This window comes from Pseudoalteromonas prydzensis (genome assembly GCF_011050055.1).
GTDB lineage: Bacteria > Pseudomonadota > Gammaproteobacteria > Enterobacterales > Alteromonadaceae > Pseudoalteromonas > Pseudoalteromonas prydzensis_A.
The window spans coordinates 11,092-30,796 of sequence record NZ_DRGM01000221.1; the positions used below are offsets into that span (position 1 = coordinate 11,092).

General features: G+C 41.9%; 16 protein-coding genes, 5 tRNA genes and 1 pseudogene. 7 read left to right on the plus strand and 15 right to left on the minus strand.

Annotated features, from left to right (window positions below):
* Positions 1 to 54: 54 nt before the first annotated feature.
* The 3 genes from ENH88_RS22955 to ENH88_RS22965 all read right to left on the minus strand — a co-directional run bounded on the left by ENH88_RS22955 (position 55) and on the right by ENH88_RS22965 (position 5,623).
* Complete coding sequence (locus ENH88_RS22955; RefSeq protein ID WP_304185876.1) at positions 55 to 1,044, minus strand: response regulator; 990 nt, start codon at positions 1,042 to 1,044, stop codon at positions 55 to 57.
* On the minus strand, positions 1,044 to 4,391 hold the full coding sequence (locus ENH88_RS22960) for a PAS domain S-box protein (protein WP_304185877.1): 3,348 nt from the start codon (positions 4,389 to 4,391) through the stop codon (positions 1,044 to 1,046). The genes ENH88_RS22955 and ENH88_RS22960 overlap by 1 nt, the downstream gene beginning before the upstream one ends.
* A 251-nt stretch (positions 4,392 to 4,642) precedes the next feature.
* Positions 4,643 to 5,623: an ion channel gene (locus ENH88_RS22965; protein WP_304185879.1), complete on the minus strand. Its 981-nt coding sequence runs from the start codon at positions 5,621 to 5,623 to the stop codon at positions 4,643 to 4,645.
* Positions 5,624 to 5,739: 116 nt separating this feature from the next.
* On the opposite strand from ENH88_RS22965, the gene ENH88_RS22970 reads away from it, so the two are divergent.
* Complete coding sequence (locus tag ENH88_RS22970) at positions 5,740 to 6,441, plus strand: M48 family metallopeptidase (RefSeq protein ID WP_304185881.1); 702 nt, start codon at positions 5,740 to 5,742, stop codon at positions 6,439 to 6,441.
* Positions 6,442 to 6,515: 74 nt separating this feature from the next.
* On the opposite strand, the gene ENH88_RS22975 is transcribed toward ENH88_RS22970, so the two are convergent.
* Both ENH88_RS22975 and ENH88_RS22980 read right to left on the minus strand, forming a co-directional pair.
* Positions 6,516 to 6,600, minus strand: a tRNA-Tyr gene (locus ENH88_RS22975).
* Positions 6,601 to 6,648: 48 nt separating this feature from the next.
* Positions 6,649 to 6,733, minus strand: a tRNA-Tyr gene (locus ENH88_RS22980).
* Between the two features lie 112 nt (positions 6,734 to 6,845).
* On the opposite strand from ENH88_RS22980, the gene ENH88_RS22985 reads away from it, so the two are divergent.
* The 3 genes from ENH88_RS22985 (at position 6,846) to ENH88_RS22995 (ending at position 8,997) form a co-directional block, all read left to right on the plus strand.
* Complete coding sequence (locus ENH88_RS22985) at positions 6,846 to 7,367, plus strand: VC2046/SO_2500 family protein (protein ID WP_304185882.1); 522 nt, start codon at positions 6,846 to 6,848, stop codon at positions 7,365 to 7,367.
* Between the two features lie 159 nt (positions 7,368 to 7,526).
* Positions 7,527 to 7,829, plus strand: a complete 303-nt coding sequence (locus tag ENH88_RS22990; RefSeq protein WP_304185884.1) for a DUF6172 family protein — start codon at positions 7,527 to 7,529, stop codon at positions 7,827 to 7,829.
* Between the two features lie 220 nt (positions 7,830 to 8,049).
* Positions 8,050 to 8,997 (plus strand): general glycosylation pathway protein, encoded by a 948-nt coding sequence (locus tag ENH88_RS22995; RefSeq protein ID WP_304185885.1) that lies wholly within the window; start codon positions 8,050 to 8,052, stop codon positions 8,995 to 8,997.
* A gap of 99 nt (positions 8,998 to 9,096) precedes the next feature.
* Here ENH88_RS22995 and ENH88_RS23000 read toward each other — a convergent pair whose 3' ends face one another.
* Both ENH88_RS23000 and ENH88_RS23005 read right to left on the minus strand, forming a co-directional pair.
* Positions 9,097 to 10,722, minus strand: a complete 1,626-nt coding sequence (locus tag ENH88_RS23000) for a M28 family metallopeptidase (RefSeq protein ID WP_304185886.1) — start codon at positions 10,720 to 10,722, stop codon at positions 9,097 to 9,099.
* A gap of 139 nt (positions 10,723 to 10,861) precedes the next feature.
* The gene (locus ENH88_RS23005; protein WP_304185888.1) at positions 10,862 to 11,101 is read right to left on the minus strand and encodes an RNA recognition motif domain-containing protein; all 240 of its coding nucleotides are present in this window, start codon (positions 11,099 to 11,101) and stop codon (positions 10,862 to 10,864) included.
* A gap of 247 nt (positions 11,102 to 11,348) precedes the next feature.
* On the opposite strand from ENH88_RS23005, the gene ENH88_RS23010 reads away from it, so the two are divergent.
* Both ENH88_RS23010 and ENH88_RS23015 read left to right on the plus strand, forming a co-directional pair.
* A complete protein-coding gene (locus ENH88_RS23010) occupies positions 11,349 to 11,573 on the plus strand; it encodes a DUF6429 family protein (protein ID WP_304185890.1) in 225 nt (74 codons plus the stop codon).
* Between the two features lie 129 nt (positions 11,574 to 11,702).
* Positions 11,703 to 11,834, plus strand: a pseudogene (locus ENH88_RS23015) (antitoxin); the annotation flags it as partial.
* A 435-nt stretch (positions 11,835 to 12,269) separates the two neighbouring features.
* Here the strand turns inward: ENH88_RS23015 and lnt are convergent.
* Genes lnt through miaB form a run of 5 tightly spaced genes read right to left on the minus strand, consistent with a single transcriptional unit; the run spans position 12,270 to position 17,741 of the window.
* The gene (gene lnt, locus ENH88_RS23020) at positions 12,270 to 13,835 is read right to left on the minus strand and encodes an apolipoprotein N-acyltransferase (protein WP_304185891.1); all 1,566 of its coding nucleotides are present in this window, start codon (positions 13,833 to 13,835) and stop codon (positions 12,270 to 12,272) included.
* Entirely contained in the window at positions 13,816 to 14,697 is an 882-nt protein-coding gene (gene corC / locus ENH88_RS23025; protein ID WP_304185892.1) for a CNNM family magnesium/cobalt transport protein CorC, read from the minus strand. The genes lnt and corC overlap by 20 nt, the downstream gene beginning before the upstream one ends.
* A gap of 22 nt (positions 14,698 to 14,719) precedes the next feature.
* Positions 14,720 to 15,178 (minus strand): rRNA maturation RNase YbeY, encoded by a 459-nt coding sequence (gene ybeY / locus ENH88_RS23030; RefSeq protein ID WP_064668080.1) that lies wholly within the window; start codon positions 15,176 to 15,178, stop codon positions 14,720 to 14,722.
* 4 nt (positions 15,179 to 15,182) lie between these two features.
* A complete protein-coding gene (locus ENH88_RS23035) occupies positions 15,183 to 16,244 on the minus strand; it encodes a PhoH family protein (protein ID WP_304185893.1) in 1,062 nt (353 codons plus the stop codon).
* A gap of 51 nt (positions 16,245 to 16,295) precedes the next feature.
* On the minus strand, positions 16,296 to 17,741 hold the full coding sequence (gene miaB, locus ENH88_RS23040; protein ID WP_304185895.1) for a tRNA (N6-isopentenyl adenosine(37)-C2)-methylthiotransferase MiaB: 1,446 nt from the start codon (positions 17,739 to 17,741) through the stop codon (positions 16,296 to 16,298).
* 175 nt (positions 17,742 to 17,916) lie between these two features.
* On the opposite strand from miaB, the gene ENH88_RS23045 reads away from it, so the two are divergent.
* Positions 17,917 to 19,164: an FAD-dependent oxidoreductase gene (locus ENH88_RS23045; protein ID WP_349768662.1), complete on the plus strand. Its 1,248-nt coding sequence runs from the start codon at positions 17,917 to 17,919 to the stop codon at positions 19,162 to 19,164.
* A gap of 147 nt (positions 19,165 to 19,311) precedes the next feature.
* Here the strand turns inward: ENH88_RS23045 and ENH88_RS23050 are convergent.
* From ENH88_RS23050 to ENH88_RS23060, 3 genes are all read right to left on the minus strand, one after another.
* A tRNA-Gln gene (locus ENH88_RS23050) sits at positions 19,312 to 19,386 on the minus strand.
* A 39-nt stretch (positions 19,387 to 19,425) separates the two neighbouring features.
* Positions 19,426 to 19,510: transfer RNA gene (locus ENH88_RS23055), tRNA-Leu, on the minus strand.
* A gap of 112 nt (positions 19,511 to 19,622) precedes the next feature.
* Positions 19,623 to 19,697 (minus strand) — tRNA-Gln (locus ENH88_RS23060).
* Positions 19,698 to 19,705: the final 8 nt, after the last annotated feature.

The following is a 19,705-nucleotide window of genomic DNA, read 5'->3' on the forward strand; positions in this document are numbered from 1 at the left end:
AATCGACTTAAATGGTCAGTCACTTAACACGATTGGTATAACAGCTCAGTACGGCTAATTTTGATAGAGAGAATACACTTCTAAAATTGCATCTAGCTGGCCCTCAAATAACGCAACAAGTTGTGGATCAAAGTGTTTGCCTGCTTGCTGTTGCATATGCGAGAGCGCTTCTTCAATGCTCCAAGCTTGCTTATAAGGGCGTTTAGATGTGAGCGCATCAAATACATCCGCAATCGCGACAATTCGTCCTTCAAGCGAAATTTGTTCGCCTTTCAGCGCGTTGGGGTAACCGGAACCATCCCATTTTTCATGATGTTCCATGGCCAGTACATGTGCCAGTTGTAATAATGGCGATGGTGAATTGGCTAATATTTTTGCGCCTATTTGCGCATGCTCTTTCATATGCTCAAACTCATCGGGGGTTAATTTCCCCGGTTTGAGTAATATCGCATCCGGTATGCCAATTTTACCTATGTCGTGCATCGGCGCTGCTTGTCTGAGTAACTCGGCGTGCTGTTCATCCATACCATAGGCAAGCGCTAAAATTTTACTGTATTTACTCATGCGAGCAATATGTTCACCGGTATCGGTATCTTTGTATTCTGCGGCGCAGCCTAAGCGATGAACCAAGTCAACATGGGCTTGCTTTAATTGTTCTGCTTGTACTAAGGATAAGTGAGTTTTAACTCGGGCGCGCACGATTGCTGGGCTAATAGGCTTGGTAATGTAATCTACCGCGCCAATTTCAAAGCCTTTAAATTCATCACTTTCATCGGCAAGCGCGGTGACAAAAATGATCGGAATATGTTGTGTTTGCGGGTTTTCTTTTAACCGCTGGCATACTTCAAAGCCGCTCATGTTCGGCATCATAATATCGAGTAGAATGAGTTTGGGTAGCTCTTTTGCAACGAGTGCAAGCGCGGCATCCCCCGACTTTGCAAAAGACAGGCGATATTGATCCCCTAAAACTTCGCGCATCACTTTCAGGTTAGCGGGCTCATCATCAACAACTAAAACACGCGCACGTTCGGTGTTAAAATCCATCAGTTGGCCTCCATCTTTGCCGTTTGGTTAAGGAGCGAAATTAAAGACTCTAAGTTAGTTTGCGCAGCGTCAAAGTCAAACTGGTCAAAAAATTCAATGATACTGTCAATATCGCCTTGGTAATTGAGCGGAGCATGCGTTTTAACGTTTGCTAATAGTTCATCATTCAATTCCGCATTTTCAGCATGTTGCAGTAACTGCTCGCACAGTGTTTTAAATCCACTTATTGAAATAGCCTGCGTTTGTTGTGAGTTATCTTCAATTGTCGCCGGCTTACAGGCTAACGTTTTTTCGCGTAGTAATACGCTTACCGCGCTCAGCTCTACCTGAAGTTGCGCTATAAGTTTAGCTTGTTGTTGCGCTGATGGAGCTTTTTCTAGCGCAGAGAATAATTTCATCATGGTGGGCAAACCTAAATTACCTGTTAGCCCTTTTAACGTATGCAGGTTACGTTGCGGATCACTCCATGCATTCAGCCCGCCACTAAAGAGCGCGTCGCAGAGTGTTTGTTGTTCATCAAGAAAGCGTTTTATTTGCGTTAACTGCTTACATTTACTGCCCCAAAGTTGACTGCCTTTTTTGAAATCAATGTGTTTTGCTGTGGGATCACTTTGTTCAATTAGCACTGCTTTTTTAAGCCCGAAGCCTAGCACTTGCGATATTTCTTGATTGAGTTGATTAATATCAACGGGCTTATTTGCAAAACCATTCATACCTGCATTTTTCGCGGTGAGCTTATCTTGTTGTAAGACACTGGCGGTAAGGGCAATGATCGGTGTTTTCTTCAATTGTCGTTGTTGTTCTATTTCGCGTATTTTTTGGGTTGCAGTAATGCCATCGCATTGTGGCATGTGTATATCCATTAAAATAACGTCAAAATCGTGCTTTTCAAACGTGGCTAGGGCTTCAAAGCCGTTACTGGCTGTGCTTATTGTGTGATTATCACGAGAGAGTAATAGTTGTAATAATTCGACATTTTGTTCAATATCATCAACCACTAAAATACGCAGTGGCGGTAGTTGTGTGTGCAGCCCATCAAAATAATTGATCAGCGTTTCATCGCCAGCCGTTAGCGGCAATGAAAAATAAAAGCAGCTGCCTTTATTTTCTTCGCTGACCACGTTGATCATGCCACCCATTAATTCAACTAATTGTTTGCTGATTGTAGTACCAAGGCCGCTGCCGCCAAAGCGGCGTGTCATTGTGCCATCAGCTTGTTCAAAGGGCTGAAATATCGCTTTAAGGCGGTCTTTGGCGATGCCAATGCCAGTATCTTGCACTTCAAAAAATAACTGATTGTTTTGTGTGGTACTAACCGTGACATTCACAGCACCTTGGGCGGTAAACTTAACCGCATTACCAATTAAGTTGGTTAAAACTTGGCGTAGGCGATCAGGGTCGCCGTAATATGCTCCATGCACTGCATCTTTGATAGTCAGGGTTAACTCAAGATCTTTCTTTTTTGCTTCTAACCAGAATGTTGAAATAATGCTATCAAGTAGTGGTTGCAAGTTAAAATGTACGGGCTCAATGGTCAGCTTACCCTTTTCCAGCTTTGCTGAATCGAGAATCTCATTTAACAGCCGTAACAGCGAACGCGCGGCACTGTTAACGGTGATTAAATGCTTTTGTTGCTCCTGATCAAGTGGGGTATCCATCAATAGGTCACTAAAACCTATGATCGAATTCATCGGAGTGCGAATTTCATGACTCATATTAGCCATAAATGATTGCTTAGCTTGGGCTGCTTCCTCAGCGGCTAGTTTGGCGAGTTTTAACTTATCTTCGTATTCGCGGCGTTCACTAATATCAACAATTACACCATCAATCCAAATTGCTTCACCTTGCTTATTAAACTCAAAACTGCCTTTTTCAAGCACCCATATAAGTTTGCCATTACGGTGACGTAGCCTGTATTCGATTGAATATTGCGATTTACTCGCAATGGCTTGTTCAATTGATTGGTTGATCCGCGCGATATCGTCATTGCAAATCAAGTTACCAAATTCTATGTGTTTATTAATAAACTCTGACGGTAGGTAGCCAGTCACTTCATTAATGCTGGGGCTGACAAAAATCATACTCCAGTTTTTATTCACTTGGCAGCGAAACACTACGCCTGGCATATTGTCCATCAGCGAGCGATATTGTTGTTCTTTCTCGATCAGGTTTTTTTGTAGTTTACGTTGTTCGGTTAAGTCGGTAATAAAGCCAACAAATATCGAGTCTTGGCCCGGCTGGTTTGCTTCACCAATCCCTAAGCGAATAGGAAATAAATGGCCATCTTTGTGTTTAGCAAGGACATCACGATTGACGCCAATAACTTTGCCTAAATCGATGTGATGTGCCTTTGCTAGGTGTTCATCATGATCTGCTGCGATGTCATCAGCCATCAGCATCTTTACGTTTTTACCTTTTACGTCAGTGCTATGCCAGCCGAAAATATTCTCTGCTGCGTTATTAAAGCTTAAAATATGACCGCGATGATCAATAGTTACAATGCCATCTATGGCGGTTGATAAAATAGCTGCTAAGCGAGATTCATTGCCAGTCTTTTCTTCAAGTAACATGCGATAACGCACCATGCCATTAATAATCGCAACGATCGCGGTTAAAATAATGGTTGCAAACACCACGCTAATAGCAACAAAGGTAAGCTCTGAACTATCACTGTCATTACCAATTAATGGCGAGGTAGCAACAAACCGCGTAGCCGCCATGCCCATGTAATGCATGCCTGCAACAGCAAAGCCTAAAATAGTGGCACTGAGCAATCGCGTTTTTGCTGCGGTTAAGGATGGAAAATGTTTACCGATGTTAAAACGCGAATATAAAGAAACGAACGCCAGTACCACAGCGACTATGATTGAAAGGCCAAACATGAGTGGGTCATAGCGTAATAAAGGACTTAATTGCATCGCGGCCATACCGCTGTAATGCATAGTGCCAATACCTGCGCCGAGTAATATGGAAGGCATCACTAAACTAACAATAGTGCTATTACTTTTAACTAACAGTGACCCCGCAGTTAAGCAGGCTAAAAAGGCCGGAATAAAAGATAACAAAGTCAGCGCTGGATCATAGCTAATATTGGTACACAGTGAGAATGCGAGCATGCCAATAAAGTGCATACTCCAAATACCACCCGCGAGTACCAAAGAAGCCGTGGAGTTGGCTAGCTTTTGATAACTTTTAAAGCGTGTTTCTTTTGCAAGATCGATCATATAAGCGGCAAAAAAAGCGGCAAAAATAGCCGTTAAAACCGACAGTGTTACTAAAAATGGGTCATATACACCATTGATAATAAGACTCGGATCTTGATCAGTAATAAAAAAAACAGACAGCATAATGGCTCAATACATTGTAATTTCAGTCGTAATTTAGATTGTCTGAAATTGTGGTTAATACAAATAATTAATTCTTAAGCGAGATGTCTATGGTCCATTTACACATTTAGCTACAAAAGTTAACAAAGCTAAATTTTTTCAATCAAGTTGCTAAGTTTTATTAGTTATAATGATAGCACTAGTTATAACTAATTTTATAGTGGCTAGTTATCCGAACTATTTATTAATTTATCTACTGAAAGGTGGAATAATTAGCGCGTCATCCGTTTTACAAACACCACCACGAATAGCGCGAGGGAAAAACTGCCACAAAATGCTTCGATGGCGGCAATAAAGCGCGAAAATCCTACCGGCGTAATATCACCATACCCTAAGGTCGTGAATGTAACCACGCTAAAATAAAAACTATTTAACAGCGCTGATAAATTATCACTGAATGATGCTGCGGTATTCAGCTGCATTAAACCCCCAGCACCCATCACCCCAAAAACAAAATAGCACAGGGCACAACAGACGATTAATGACAGACTAAAACGGATCACGTTTTCAGGTTTTTCGCCGTAGCCACATAACATATCAATAAAGCTAGATGCTAATTGTTTTTTTGAGCCTCGCGGGTATTGTGCGTGGCGCATCCGGAGTTCTTTATAAGTAAACTTACCCGCCAGCTCAAATAAGCCTTGTTGTTCAGATGCTTTACGTAAATTACGAAATATTTCTTCGGATTGTTCAAATAAGTCAAGCGCTGCGGTTTTATCTTTTTTGTGTAGTGCTGCTTTGGCTTGTTTTTCTTGTAATAATTCGGTGCCTAAGTCAATGTTATCAATGCGAGTATTGTTGAGCTTGATACCCAACAGGTTAGTGTCTTGTAGGTTACAGTAATGCAGACTTGCATTGTGTAAAGTGGCTTTCATCAGTGAACTGTGGGCTATTTTATTATTAAATAGATGGGCATGGGTTAACGTTGCACGATAAAAATTACTGTAGGATAAATCAAAGCCTTCTTCGTCATCTTGGTTTATTAAATTAAGCCCAGTGAGGTTGGCGCGTTGTAATTGCAGCCCCTGCAACAATCCCCCTTTTTTTGCATAGCGTTCTAGTTTTTGGGTTAGATCTAAACCTGACTTATCAAATTTTCCGTCATGCCAAAAGCAAAAGCCTGAGCCCATGTCAGTTTCTTGGCAATGATGACCATCAGGGGAAGTATAACTACAACAAGGCTTATCAGGCATTTTTTGACGTTGCTTTATTTAATTCTACTTAGTTATAGATTAGCAGTTATTTTGCAGGGTAAGATAGCAACCTATTAATTAGTTTAATAACTGCTGGCCAGTTGCAAGAGTTAGGTTTGTTTGAATATACAATAAAGCGTAGTCGCCGCCGTAAAACCGTGGCTATTAAAGTGCAACAGCAAAGTGTGACAGTTTATGCGCCAGTCGGGGTTGCTAAACAGGAACTTGAAGGCTGGTTACTGAGTAAAACTGACTGGATAACGGCGCAAATTCATAAACAAAGTCAGCTACTTGATACACGCCAATATCCTTTAAAAGATAATTGCATTCTTGTTTTTGCTCAGCCAATGATGCTGAGGTATGGAACCAGTTCGCGCTGTGAATGGCGGCGAGTTAAAAATCAGCCGCAACCTATTGTGCAGTTAAACTTGTCTGGGCGAGTTAAACACCAGCAAGCTATGTATCAAAGCTTGCTTGAAGAGTTTTTACATGAGCAACTAGAAAGTTATATAGAAATGCGAGTGCACGAGTATTGTATAAAAATGGCGGAGGCGTTACCAAGCAGCATCCGTATTCATATTTATAAACGTCGTTGGGGTAGTTGTAATCGACAACGGGAGCTGACTTTTAATTTGTTATTAGCCAGTGCGCCACACACGATTATCGATTATGTCATAGTGCATGAACTTGCCCACTTGAAGTATTTAAATCATAGTGCGGCGTTTTGGCAGCGGGTCAGCGAATTTTACCCTGAGTATAAGCAAGCAACAAAGTGGCTAAAGCAGCACGGTGCAAGTTTATCTTGGGTGTTTGAATGAGTTAGCGAGAGTAAAGTTAGCGAGAGTAAAGTTAGCGAGAGTAAAGTTAGCGAGAGTAAAGTTAGCGAGAAAAGTGGTGGAGGGAGCTGGATTCGAACCAGCGAAGGCTGAGCCGTCAGATTTACAGTCTGATCCCTTTGGCCGCTCGGGAACCCCTCCACACTAATTTTGTTACATTTGGCCCCACTTAACTGAGTGATAGAAAAGTGGTGGAGGGAGCTGGATTCGAACCAGCGAAGGCTGAGCCGTCAGATTTACAGTCTGATCCCTTTGGCCGCTCGGGAACCCCTCCAATGCAACGGCGCTGATAATAGCAAAGTGAGTATTTAAGTAAAGAAAAAAGCTAAAGAAATATCAAATAAAGCCGATAAATATCTATTCCCTACTTTAATCGGCTAAAGTCTATGCAAATCGATGATTTGTTAATCACAGAGAGTCAACTTAACAATCGTCTTGCTAAAAGTGTGAGTGAATCACGCCGTGGTGAGTTTGCATTGTTATTAGCAATGCTTTCCCATGATGCGCTCGATTTTAGTCAGTTTCATTTACCTAAGACCCCATTTGATGCTCATGCCGCGACACAAAATGACGCGCAATTACGTGAACAGTTAGGGGCAGGCCCTGAACAAGCATTGGCACCTGCACAATTTGATATGCTGATTGGACAATATAATGCACAACGTTTACAGCAAGGAGGTATGGCTGATATTCGCTTGCGTGCATGCCTTATACCTGAGCCATTAGTGATCCGTAATGATGACAAGCATATTCCACTAATCGTGATCGATAATTGCGAACCCGTCGTGCGTAAGCGCCATTTAAATAAAGAAACCCAATTAGACCACCCACAAATGGATGCCGCTGCATTTTACGATAGTCTGAATAATGCCGACCTTCATCAACCCTTGCACCTAGCACGAGCGTGATGTTAGGCTAACGTTATTATCAGCAAAACGGTTTTATTTGCTTTACTGTAAAAAAAGCATCCAAAAACTAAATGCAATTGCTATAATGGCTGCAAATGGCGTTGCCAATTTATTTGGTATTTATGCCATCATCATTAAATCAAGGTAATTAGGAACGTAATGAAGAAAACATTCACGCTGAATCATGAGAAAATCAAATACCCTCGCATGGTAGATGCTGCAAAGCATGAAGTAAAAAAGTATTTGAAAAGAGAGCGTAACAAAACATTGCCAATTGATGCTGATTACTGGGCATTTGATTGTAAATTTGGCAACACAGCTGAAGATGCGCAAGTAGTGCATGTAGCTGAAATCAGTAACTCAATTAGCGAAATTGAAAAGCAAGGCTTAGAGTCTTTCTATGTTGAAATCATTGCTCGTCCAGCACAACGTCAAGTGCAAGACTTAGATGATGAAGTTTAAAAGTAATTGATTTGATGAAAAAATGGGCTAAATAGCCCATTTTTTTGTGCCCTAAGTTATTGTTTACAATGCTATCCAAAGTAGGCAAGTGCTGCACTGTCTCGGTGCGAGAGCAACAATCATATAATGTAAATAACTTTAATTTATTGATTTTTAAATAAAAATAAACTTGGTGCTGTAATTGCTTTGGATCCTAACAATGTCGTTAGGAGTTCCGATTATGGCCAGAATGAGTTACATCAGTAGTGTTGAGCGTTATCAAGAATATCAACCAGTGATCCATGAATTACTCGATTCAATTTTAGCAAGTCTTGCCGATGGTGTTAAAAAGCAGCAAGATAACCGGCATTTAGTAACCCAATATCCATTTTTGGAGCTGCAGTATTGTTTAGATAAAAACGGTGTGCAGCTGGGCAACAATGTCTGTTTTAAGCGCCAATATATGAAAACCTTAAATAATCGTGGTGACGCGCAAGATTTAAGTGAACGGCCTTATTTTCAAGATATTCAACAGCAATCTCAGACCCGTTTTACTGCCCCTTATATTTCGATTGCCACTAACCATTTATGTATATCGGCAATTAAAGCGCTCAATGCGTCCCATGGTGAGCAAGCTTATTTAGTGATTGATGTATGCTTGACGCAATTAATTGAGTTTATTATGGGGGACCGCACCCGTGCGGCGATGACGCCATTTTTCAAAGCCGGCTATGGCATTATTGTTAGCTGCTTATTCTGCTTGGTGTTATTTTTACTTTATCGGGTATTTGGCGATATTTACAGTTTGTTATTTAAAACGTCGTTAGCAGAAGATCCGCTTGAGCCTTTTAGTATTATTATTTTTATAACCTTAGCATTGGCTATTTTCGACTTGGGTAAAACCATTCTCGAAGAAGAAATTTTGATGCATAAAGACATCTTTAGGCACAGCTCTACACGGCGCACGATCACGCGGTTTATTTCTACTATTTTGATTGCGGTATCTATCGAAGCTTTGCTGACTATGTTTAAAGCAGCGCTTGGCCAATCGCAGTATTTATTACCCGCTATTTATATGATGTTGGCAGTAGTCGGATTGCTCATTGCGTTGGCGATTTATGTGTATTTAGGCGCCAAAGCAGAGACTTTGTTATTGAGCACGCAGCGGTATAAGAAAACGGGTAAGTAGTAACCTGAACTTTGGATAGTAAAGCTCTTAACTAGAGTTCAGGTTAAGTAATAAAATAATGGCTTGAAGATTCAAGCCATTATTATTTTGATGAGGTGTTTATGGGCGTTCTTGTTGGCGCTTTTTCTTAAAGTCTGAATCAGCTTGCCAAGCAGGCCAATCACCGTTATTTGCCAGTTTTGTGGCTATATCAACAATTAGCTCGATATCTTGTTTAACCCCGCCTAATGACCATTGCGGTGAGTAGTCATCAGTTTCTTTATGGTATTTGTGTGCAATATAATCGGGATCCGTATCACCTAAACTCATAAATAATAAGCTTGGTACGCCTTGTTTTGCTAAGGAAAAGTGATCTGAGCGGAAAAATAGGCCATTTTGCGGACGTGGGTCCATTTTAACATGGCGCCCTTGTGCTTTGGCGGCATCAGCAAGGTAGTTTTCCATTTCTGACATCCCTTTACCGTACTGCAGAATGTAATCAACGCCATCTAGTACGTTCATACCATCGATGTTTAGTAGTGCAACCATTTGCTTGGTTGGCACTATGTCACCAGTGGCAAATTGCTGTGACCCTATTAAGCCGGTTTCTTCTGCGGTGAAGTTGGCAAAAATGATTGAGCGTTTAAATGGGGTTTGCTGATGTATTTTGCTAAGAATTCGCGCAATTTCAACCGTTGCAGCACTGCCTGAGGCGTTATCAACTGCGCCGTTATATATTTTTACAGCTTCATTCGTTTGCTTTGTGCCAAAATGATCCCAATGCGCGCCAATAACAATATACTCGTCTGGCTGCTCGCTGCCAGTTAGCTGCGCCACCACATTATGTGATTGCGCTTGTGAAATCTCACTGTTAAGTGTCAAATTTGCTTTAGCGTTTAGGGGCGTTGCTTTGAAGTCTGGGCTCAGGGCTTTGGCCTTTTCTGTTTGATAATCAAGCCCTGCTTGGGCAAAAATGTCATTAGCAGCTTGCTCGTCTATCCAGCCCATCACCGGAATGTCAGAGATATTTTTTTCATCATCAATAAGGGTATATTTACTGCCGGTATTGGAGCTTTCAACTACGCTCCAAGGATAAGCCGCAGGGGCAGTTTCATGGACTATTAATACCGCTTTTGCACCTTGACGCGCGCCTTCTTCATATTTATAGGTCCAGCGGCCATAATAGGTCATCGCATTACCGGTAAATAGGTTTTGGTCTTGCGTTGCAAAACCAGGATCATTGACTAACACCACGATGGTTTTACCTGTTACATCGATATCTGCAAAGTCATTCCAATTGTATTCAGGGGCATTTATACCATAACCGACGAATACCACCTCTGAGTCGCTGACATTAATTGTTTCATTAATTTGTTGGGTGCGGGCGGTAAAGTCACTTCCTGCAGTAAAGCTTAAATCGCCAACTTTTAATGTCATGTTTTGATCTGGAGTCAGCTTTGCCATGGTAACTGGCTGTAAAAATTCACCTTTGTAAGCGCCAGTTAACCCTAGCTGCTTATATTTATCGGCAAGGTAATTAATGGTTAAAGTTTCACCTTCAGTTAAAGGCCCGCGGCCTAAAAATTGATCAGATGCTAACGTTTCAATCAGTTGGTGGACGTTTTTAAGATCGACCGCTGGTTGACTATCGGTTAGTTGGCTTTTATTTTTTGGCGCCGGCTCTGAGCAGCCAAACAAGGCGAGTAATGCTGTTGCAGTTAATACCTTGGAAAGTGTTGTTGTCATTTGCTATCTTTTAGTTATTTACTATCAGATTGATACCCTACCACTTATTAAAAACCAAGAGTAGGACTGAATAGCAGATACAAAAAAACCAGCTTAAAAGCTGGTTTTTACAAGCGTAATAGTTATTAAACTATCAGTATTAAGCGTCGGCTAATTTCACGCGTATCTTACTTTTATCAACACTGGTTTGATTTAATGCGGTGATTGCTATTTTTGCCTCAGCATCATCTGGCATTTCAACAAACGCGAAGCCTTTTGATTGGCCCGTTTCTTTGTCTAATACTAAATTACAATTAGTAACTTTACCGTGAACGCTAAATAATGTGCGAATATCATGTTCGCTGGTGGTGCGGGCTAAATTTCTGACTAATAGTTTCATAATGAACTCTATTTAAAAAAATGACTGTGGTGATTGTCTCAAGTAATCTTGGTATGACCTAATGATTAATTACAAACCAGTGAAATAAAGCGTAACAAAGATGGATATGAGCACCGCAATTATTTTTTTAAGTGCGGTCAGTAATCAATTAAGCGCGAGTGTAAAAAGCTGCTGTGGGCAGATAAATAGCTGTTATCATTTTAAATGATGACAAAATTAAAATTTTTAATACGTTATGGATAAGCACATGCAAATAGACACAGATAAAATAGACGACGCTGCATTAGCACTGATGTATTTAACCTTGCACGACCATTGCCGTGCTTGGAAACAAATTGATTGGGACATTACCAATCGATTACACGACAAAGGCTTAATCGACAACCCCATCGGCAAAGCTAAGTCAGTTGGACTCACTGAAGAGGGTTTAAAGCAAGCAGAGCTATTATTTGAGAAGTTATTTACGAAATAGAGATTTTACCTGCGCAACATGCTATAGAGTCTAATATATACAGGCTGTCGCGATGTAAAATCGCTGCTACAAATGGTGGATCAGCGTAGGCTCGGGTTTACCCCCGCGCATTTTATAGTAGGGTATGTCGCTTATTTAGTCTCCGCGTCAGCGTATGAAAGGTTGGTTGATGAAATTGATGATTACGAATTAGCAAAGATTGTTGCAAGGCGTAGAGAAAAGGTTTCAACCGCAGTTGAAGTAAATATTGATGACTTATAAGCTCAAATTTTTACCTGCATCACAAAAAGAAACTCATAGAGCGTCTATAAAATCCTTATGTACTTACATCGAAACTGAGAGGTTTTGATAGCGTATATAAAATAAAAGTAGCAAGGATGATTATGAGAAAAGTATTCATATTTTACCTTTGCAAATAACGCCGATGTGTTTGGCGAAATAGGTGTTACAAATTATCAGTGTGGACAGGACTTTGCAGCTAAGCTCAAAGCCCATTCAAGTGAAAAGTTGACTGTAAAGCAGCGCTATTTCGCAGATGAAAGCTATGGCACAGTCGCTGCTTTAAGTTGGTATTATGGACTAAAAGAGTTATTGAAAAAGTAAAGTAAGTTGTTGGGTTTCGTTGCGCTCAACCCAAGCTACGAATAAACTGGCTTACCGCTTACCGCTTACCGCTTACCGCTTACCGCTTACCGCTTACCGCTTACGACTTATAGCAATCCCCATAACTCCCATCAACACCACGACAATCCACACGGGCAAATTACCATATTGGCTATAAATGCTATCGCCTTGAATGAGCTTGACGTTTACTTTCAAGGTGTCAGCTTCAAACTGAGGCATGCTGACTTGGATTTGGCTGATTGGGTCGTATACGCCGCTGATACCGTTATTAGTAACCCGAATAAGCGGGCGTTGTAACTCAAGGGCGCGCATACGAGCTATTTGCATGTGCTGGTGAGGGCCGTGGGAAGCACCAAACCAGGCATCGTTACTGACGGTAAATAAAATATCCGAATCATTGTGGTAATTACCACGCACTAAATCAGCAAACGCGATTTCGTAGCAAATGGCCGGTAAGATATTTAAGCCATTAGCACGTAAGTTATTTTGCACTTGGTCGCCGCGAGAAAACGATGACATAGGTAAATCAAATAAAGGGGCGATAGGGCGCAATAAGTCTTCAAACGGCACAAACTCACCAATCGGCAGTAATTGGTGTTTTTGATAACGGTTTTTACCTAAGTATTGATAATGGCCATGTTCGTCACCGCGTTCTTTATTACCAACCACAATTAAGGTGTTGAAAATAGTTTTAGTGTCGCGCTGGTAGTCAACAATACCGGTAATAAGGGCGGTGTTGTTAAATGAGGCTGCGCTGTCTAAGCCGGCTAAAAAACTGTCTGCAAGTGCTTCAATTTCAGGCACTGCGGCTTCTGGCCAAACGATTAGATCTGCATCCCAGTGCGGGCGAGTCATATCTTGATATTTACTCATGGTGGTCCAAAACTCACTAGGCTCAAAGCGCAGATGCTGTTTGATATTACCTTGTACTAGTAAGGTGCTAATGGTTTTATCACTGTAGCTGTTATTGCGCGTATAGTGAGTAATAGCAAAGAGTAAAGCGAGACTAAGCACACTGGCTACTGTGGCTTTAAAGTCTCGAGTAAACAGCAGGCGATAGAGCGCAAAACCAATAGCGATACATACTAAGGTTAAGCCAAACTCACCAATCACTGGGGCGAGTTGATTAAGTGGGCTATCGGTTTGAGTATAACCAAAGCTTAACCATGGGAAGCCGGTCATGATCACACCGCGTAGGTACTCGGTGACTGCAAAGCCACAAAGTAATAATAAGCCATAGCTATTAGGGCCGCTGGCAAAGCGTGTGGCAAACATAAATGCTAAAGCGGGATAGATTGCTAAATAAGCACACAACAACACCATTAGCAGTACTGAGGCGATTAATGGCATGCCACCGAAGGTGGCAATGGAGACATGCACCCAACTGATGCCTGCGCCAAACCAACCAAGGCCAAAAATAAAGCCATATTTAGCGGCGCGTTGACTGGCTGTTTTACCGTACTGTAGCTCAGGTTTGCTAGCCTGAGAGGTGTAGATTGCCAGTGCTAAGCAGGCAAAAGTGAGGGGCCAAATCTCAAAAGGAGCATAGCTTAAGGTTAAAAGAAGGCCCGCAACCAGTGCGAGCCATGCTTTTTTATCTTTTGCTAAATGCAGGCAGTTAGTCAGAAGTGTCTTCACTGTCGTTATCATCAGCCTTTGGCACGGTAACTTGTAATTGCAATAATCGACGATTATCGGCATTGGTTACTTTAAATTGAAAGCCATCAATCTCAATAAGCTCACCACGACTTGGCATATGCCCAAAGGCATGTAACACAGTGCCGCCGATGGTGTCAGCGTCTTGTGTGCTGTAGCCCGTTTTAAAATATTCGTTAAAATCATCAACAGGAGTAAGGGCTTGAACAACAAACACATGCTTTGCAAGTTGACGAATATCTAGTTGCTCTTCTTCGTCGTGTTCATCTTCAATTTCACCGACGATGAGCTCAAGAATATCTTCTATGGTTACTAAACCTGAGACACCGCCGTATTCGTCAATTACTAACGCCATATGGTAACGCTGTTGGCGAAACTCATTCAGTAGCGTATCCACACGCTTACTTTCTGGCACAACAACCGCTGGGCGTAAATAATCACGTAATGATGGCAGAAGATCATCTTTGTTTAGAATAAGTGGTAATAGATCTTTTGCTAGTAAAATGCCTTCTATGTGGTCTTTATCTTCACATACCACAGGAAACCGTGAATGCGTTGAATCGACCATCATTGGAATGACTTCTTCCAGCGGTGCGTCAACTTCGAGTGTGATCATTTGTGAGCGCGGGATCATAATGTCTCGCACTTTTAACTCTGACACACCGAGCACACCTTCGATCATCTCTTTGGTTTCAGGATCTATAACATCCCGAACTTGCGCATCGGCAATTACTTCAGCCAGCTCTTCTCTATTCTGGGGTTCCCCTTGCAACATTTGGGTAATTCTACCCAACCAGGTCTTGCCAGAAGAACCCTGGCTAGTCTGCGAGTTATCGTCGCTCATTGCGTCTATTTGCTCCGTAAATTTAAATATCGTCCCGATATGGGTCTGCTATGCCTAATTCGGCAAGCAATTGCTTTTCAATGCTTTCCATCTCTTTAGCATCTTCATCCTTTATATGGTCAAATCCAAGTAAATGCAAGCATCCATGGATCACCATATGGGCAAAGTGGTCATGAAATGACTTTTCTTGCTCTATTGACTCAGCTAATACAATGGCTGGACATATCACTAAATCGCCTACCAAAGGCAGTTCTATTCCTGCTGGCGCTTCAAATTCAAACGACAACACGTTAGTTGGTTTATTTTTACCACGGTAGTCATTATTGAGTTGTTGGCTTTGCTCTTCATCTGCAATCACGATACTCAACTCTGACTCATCACGGTATTGACTCAGCGCTTTGTTAGCCCATAGTGCAAATTGCTCTAGGCTAGGTAAGTTGTCAAACTCACAGGCTATTTGTAAATCTAATTCAGTGTTCACGGTATTACTCTTTAGTCGCAGGTTGTGGCTGCTCTTGATTAGCGAGCAAATCTTTAGCGCGCTGCTTTTCGGCGCGTTTTTGTCGCTCGGCTTCGTCGTTACGTTCGTATGCTTCAACAATACGGGCTACCACAGGGTGGCGTACCACGTCTTGAGATTGGAAAAAGTTAAAGCTTATTTCGTCTACCTCGCTAAGCACTTCAATGGCGTGACGAAGCCCTGAGCGCGCACCACGGGGTAAATCAACCTGGGTGATATCCCCGGTGATCACGGCTTTTGAATTAAAGCCAATCCGGGTTAAGAACATTTTCATTTGCTCAACCGTGGTATTTTGGCTTTCATCTAAAATAATAAAGGCGTCGTTAAGTGTGCGACCACGCATAAACGCAAGTGGCGCAACTTCAATGACATTTTGTTCCATCAGCTTTTCGACTTTTTCAAAGCCGAGCATTTCAAATAAGGCATCGTACAATGGGCGCAGGTATGGGTCGATTTTTTGACTTAAATCACCCGGTAAAAAACCGAGTTTTTCACCGGCTTCAACAGCGGGGCGGGTCAATAGAATACGGCGAATTTCTTGGCGCTCCAATGCATCAACAGCAGCGGCAACAGCAAGGTAGGTTTTACCGGTGCCAGCAGGGCCAATTCCGAAGGTGATATCGTGACGAAAGATATTCGACACATAATGACCTTGGTTATCGTTACGCGGTTTAATTACACCACGACGAGTTTTGATCATCACTTCTTTGCCATACTCGTTCAGCTCATCTTGCTCTAATGCATTTGATTCGCTAATGGCCAGATGCACGGTATTCGCATCAATTTCTGTGATGACACCACGTACCGGCTGAGTTTCGACATATAAGTCTTTAAGAATTTCCATCGCGGCAAAGGCGCTGGTGGTTTTTCCGGTGATTTTAAAGTAGTTATCGCGATGAATTATTTCAACACCTAAGCGGCGTTCAATATGTTTGATATTTTCGTCAAACGGGCCACATAAAGATGAAAGACGTTTGTTGTCGGAGGGTTCTAAATAAATCTCTAATTTTTTTAATTGATTACTCAAAATTGCTTCCTGTTTTGATGTGCCAGCCAAGGCTGGCACAGTAAATTTCGCCTACGGAACGAAAGTCGCAACACCCAATTCATCTGGGGTTGCTTGCGGCTCTGGCTTTGCTGCTTTACTTAAAATCTCAGCAGGGGCAACTGCGCGGCGTAAGTTCATTTGGGATTCTGTACGAATTAAGTCACCACGTAAAGAGTTTGGTAGTGCTTCAGTGATACGTACATCAACAAACTGACCGATCACAGTGTGCGGGCCAATAAAGTTAACAACGCGGTTGTTTTCGGTACGGCCACGTAATTCCATCGGATTTTTCTTCGATGGACCTTCAACTAAAATACGCTGCTCAGTATCAAACATTTGACGGCTGATCTGTTGTGCCATTTGGGTAATACGATTTTGCAACAGGTATAAACGCTCTTTCTTTTCTTGCTCGCTGACATCATCAGGCAAATCAGCCGCTGGTGTACCAGGGCGTGCGCTATAGATAAAGCTAAAGCTCATATCAAAACCAATATCATTGATAAGGTTCATCGTCGCTTCAAAATCAGCGGCGCTTTCGCCAGGGAAACCAATGATGAAATCTGACGACATACTTAAATTAGGGCGAATTTTACGTAACTTACGAATCGTTGACTTGTACTCAATAGCAGTATGACCACGTTTCATTAAGTTAAGAATGCGGTCTGAACCACTTTGTACTGGTAAATGTAAGTGATCCACAAGTTCAGGCACGTCGGCGTATACGTCAATGATGTCTGGTGTAAATTCTACTGGGTGCGAAGTGGTATAACGAATACGGTCAATACCATCAATGGCTGCAACATAACGAATTAGGTCTGAGAAGTAACAAATTTCACCGTCATGTGTTTCACCGCGATAGGCATTCACGTTTTGACCCAGTAAGTTTACTTCGCGTACACCTTGCTCAGCTAGTTGAGCAATCTCTAATAATACATCATCAAGTGGGCGGCTTACTTCTTCACCACGGGTATAGGGTACGACGCAGAATGTGCAGTATTTAGAGCAGCCTTCCATGATTGAAACGAATGCAGACGGGCCATCGGCTTTTGGCTCTGGTAAACGGTCAAACTTTTCAATCTCTGGGAATGAAATATCAACCACAGAGCTGCCTTTATTACCTTGCACTTGTTTGATCATTTCAGGTAAGCGGTGCAATGTTTGCGGGCCAAAAATAACGTCAACAAATGGTGCGCGTTGGCGAATTGAATCACCTTCTTGTGAGGCAACACAGCCACCAACACCGATGATCAGATCGGGTTTGTCGTCTTTGAGTAATTTCCAACGGCCTAGTTGATGGAATACTTTTTCCTGCGCTTTTTCGCGAATTGAACAGGTATTGAGTAGGATTACATCTGCATCCCCAGCTTCATCAGTTAACTGGTAGCCGTTGGTTGCATCGAGAAGATCAGCCATTTTCTGAGAGTCGTATTCATTCATCTGACAACCCCAGGTTTTAATATGCAGCTTTTTACTCATTGAAATATAGCCTCGTTTTCAATTCGGTAGTGGCACGGTTGTGCGCTAAACAGGATAAGCGCACGTTCGCTTACTTAAAGGACGCGTATTTTAGCTGGATACCCGCTTAGATCCAAGTATAGTTTTTATGTTTGTGAATTGAAGTCAAACAAAGCGCCTTTTATCGTAGATTAAGATGAAACGCACTCGTACTTGCAAACAGAAGTACGGTACAATCAAATGCACTGAAAATAGCCAAATTAGTGACGTAAAAATGATGAAAAACAAGGTTATTGTTGTTGGCGGTGGCATGGTTGGTGCAGCTACAGCAGTGAAGCTCGCAAAACAAGGATGCCAAGTAACGGTGATTGAACAGCGCGTAATTAATGCCGCTGAGGTACTTGCTAGTGACAAAGTTGATATTCGCGTATCGGCAATTAATCGCTTTTCAGAAAATTTATTAGACCAACTCGGTGCCATGACTACTTTGCGAGCACACCGGCACGCGCCATACCAACAGCTTGAAGCATTCGAACGAGCCGGTGATAACTTACTATTTGATTGCCATGATATAGACACCACTCATTTAGGTCATTTAATCGAAAATAATTTAATTCAAGCAAGTCTCTGGCAGCAGTTTGCAGCGCACGATATTGAAGTGCTTGAGATTAGCCAACCGTTATCCGCGATTGAACATCATGATCAACAAATTACTTTTCATTACGCTGAGCAACAGTTTTGTGCTGACTTAGTCGTTGCTGCCGATGGTGGACAATCAATGTTACGCCAAAAAGTAGGTATTGGTGTTACCGGCTGGCAGTATGGCCAACATTGTATGGGCGTGCTTATTAAACTCGATGCCCCACAACAGATAAAAACGTGGCAGCAATTTAAGCCCACTGGGCCCGTTGCATTTTTACCTATGCAAGCACCTTATGCTAATTTAATTTGGTATGACGATGGCTGTAAATTACAAAGCTTAAAAAAATTAACCCCTACAGAATTAAAACAGCAAGTACTGGATAACTTCCCCCCATTGGCAGGTGATTTTGAGGTTATTGAGCACGCGGTTTTCCCTTTGGCACGTCAACATGCTAACCGATACTCACAAGGACGTATTGTCCTTGTAGGCGATGCTGCGCATACTATTAATCCGCTCGCAGGGCAGGGCGTTAACTTAGGTTTTCAAGATGTTGTAGCGCTTGCTGATATATTAAAAAATGTAGACGACATAGGTGCTGCACAACATCTTAAGCAATATGAGTGCACTCGCCGTAAAGCGAACCTATTAATGATGAGTATGATGGATGCCTGTTATTTTGGCTTTTCTAATCAACTAACCCCATTACAATGGGCGCGCAGTCGTTTTTTAAAGATGGCGAATACTACCGGACCGGTAAAAAACTGGGTTTTAAAATATGCGATTAGTGGTGAAGTAGGATAAAGCTCTTTTGCATCACTGGAGTGGGTGAAAGCTCACTCAAATAATATTTGATTAAAGATTAAAGATTAAAGATTAAAGATTAAAGATTAAAGATTAAAGATTAAAGATTAAAGATTAAAGATTAAAGATAGGGAATTTCTAGAAAGTTGGCTGGGATACCAGGATTTGAACCTGGGAATGCCAGGATCAAAACCTGGTGCCTTACCGCTTGGCGATATCCCAACGCTAAATTTGGATGAGTTTTAGTTCTAATTAAGAACATGGTGCGGAAGGAGAGACTTGAACTCTCACAACCGAAGTTACTGGAACCTAAATCCAGCGCGTCTACCAATTCCGCCACTCCCGCAGTTCTTAGAATGCAGTTAATCGTTTTGGAACCTAAATCCAGCGTCTAATTCAAGACAACTGCCAATTCCGCAGTTCTTATTCTTTAACAACATTTCTTTGGTAGAAGAAGTTGGCTGGGATACCAGGATTTGAACCTGGGAATGCCAGGATCAAAACCTGGTGCCTTACCGCTTGGCGATATCCCAACAAAGAA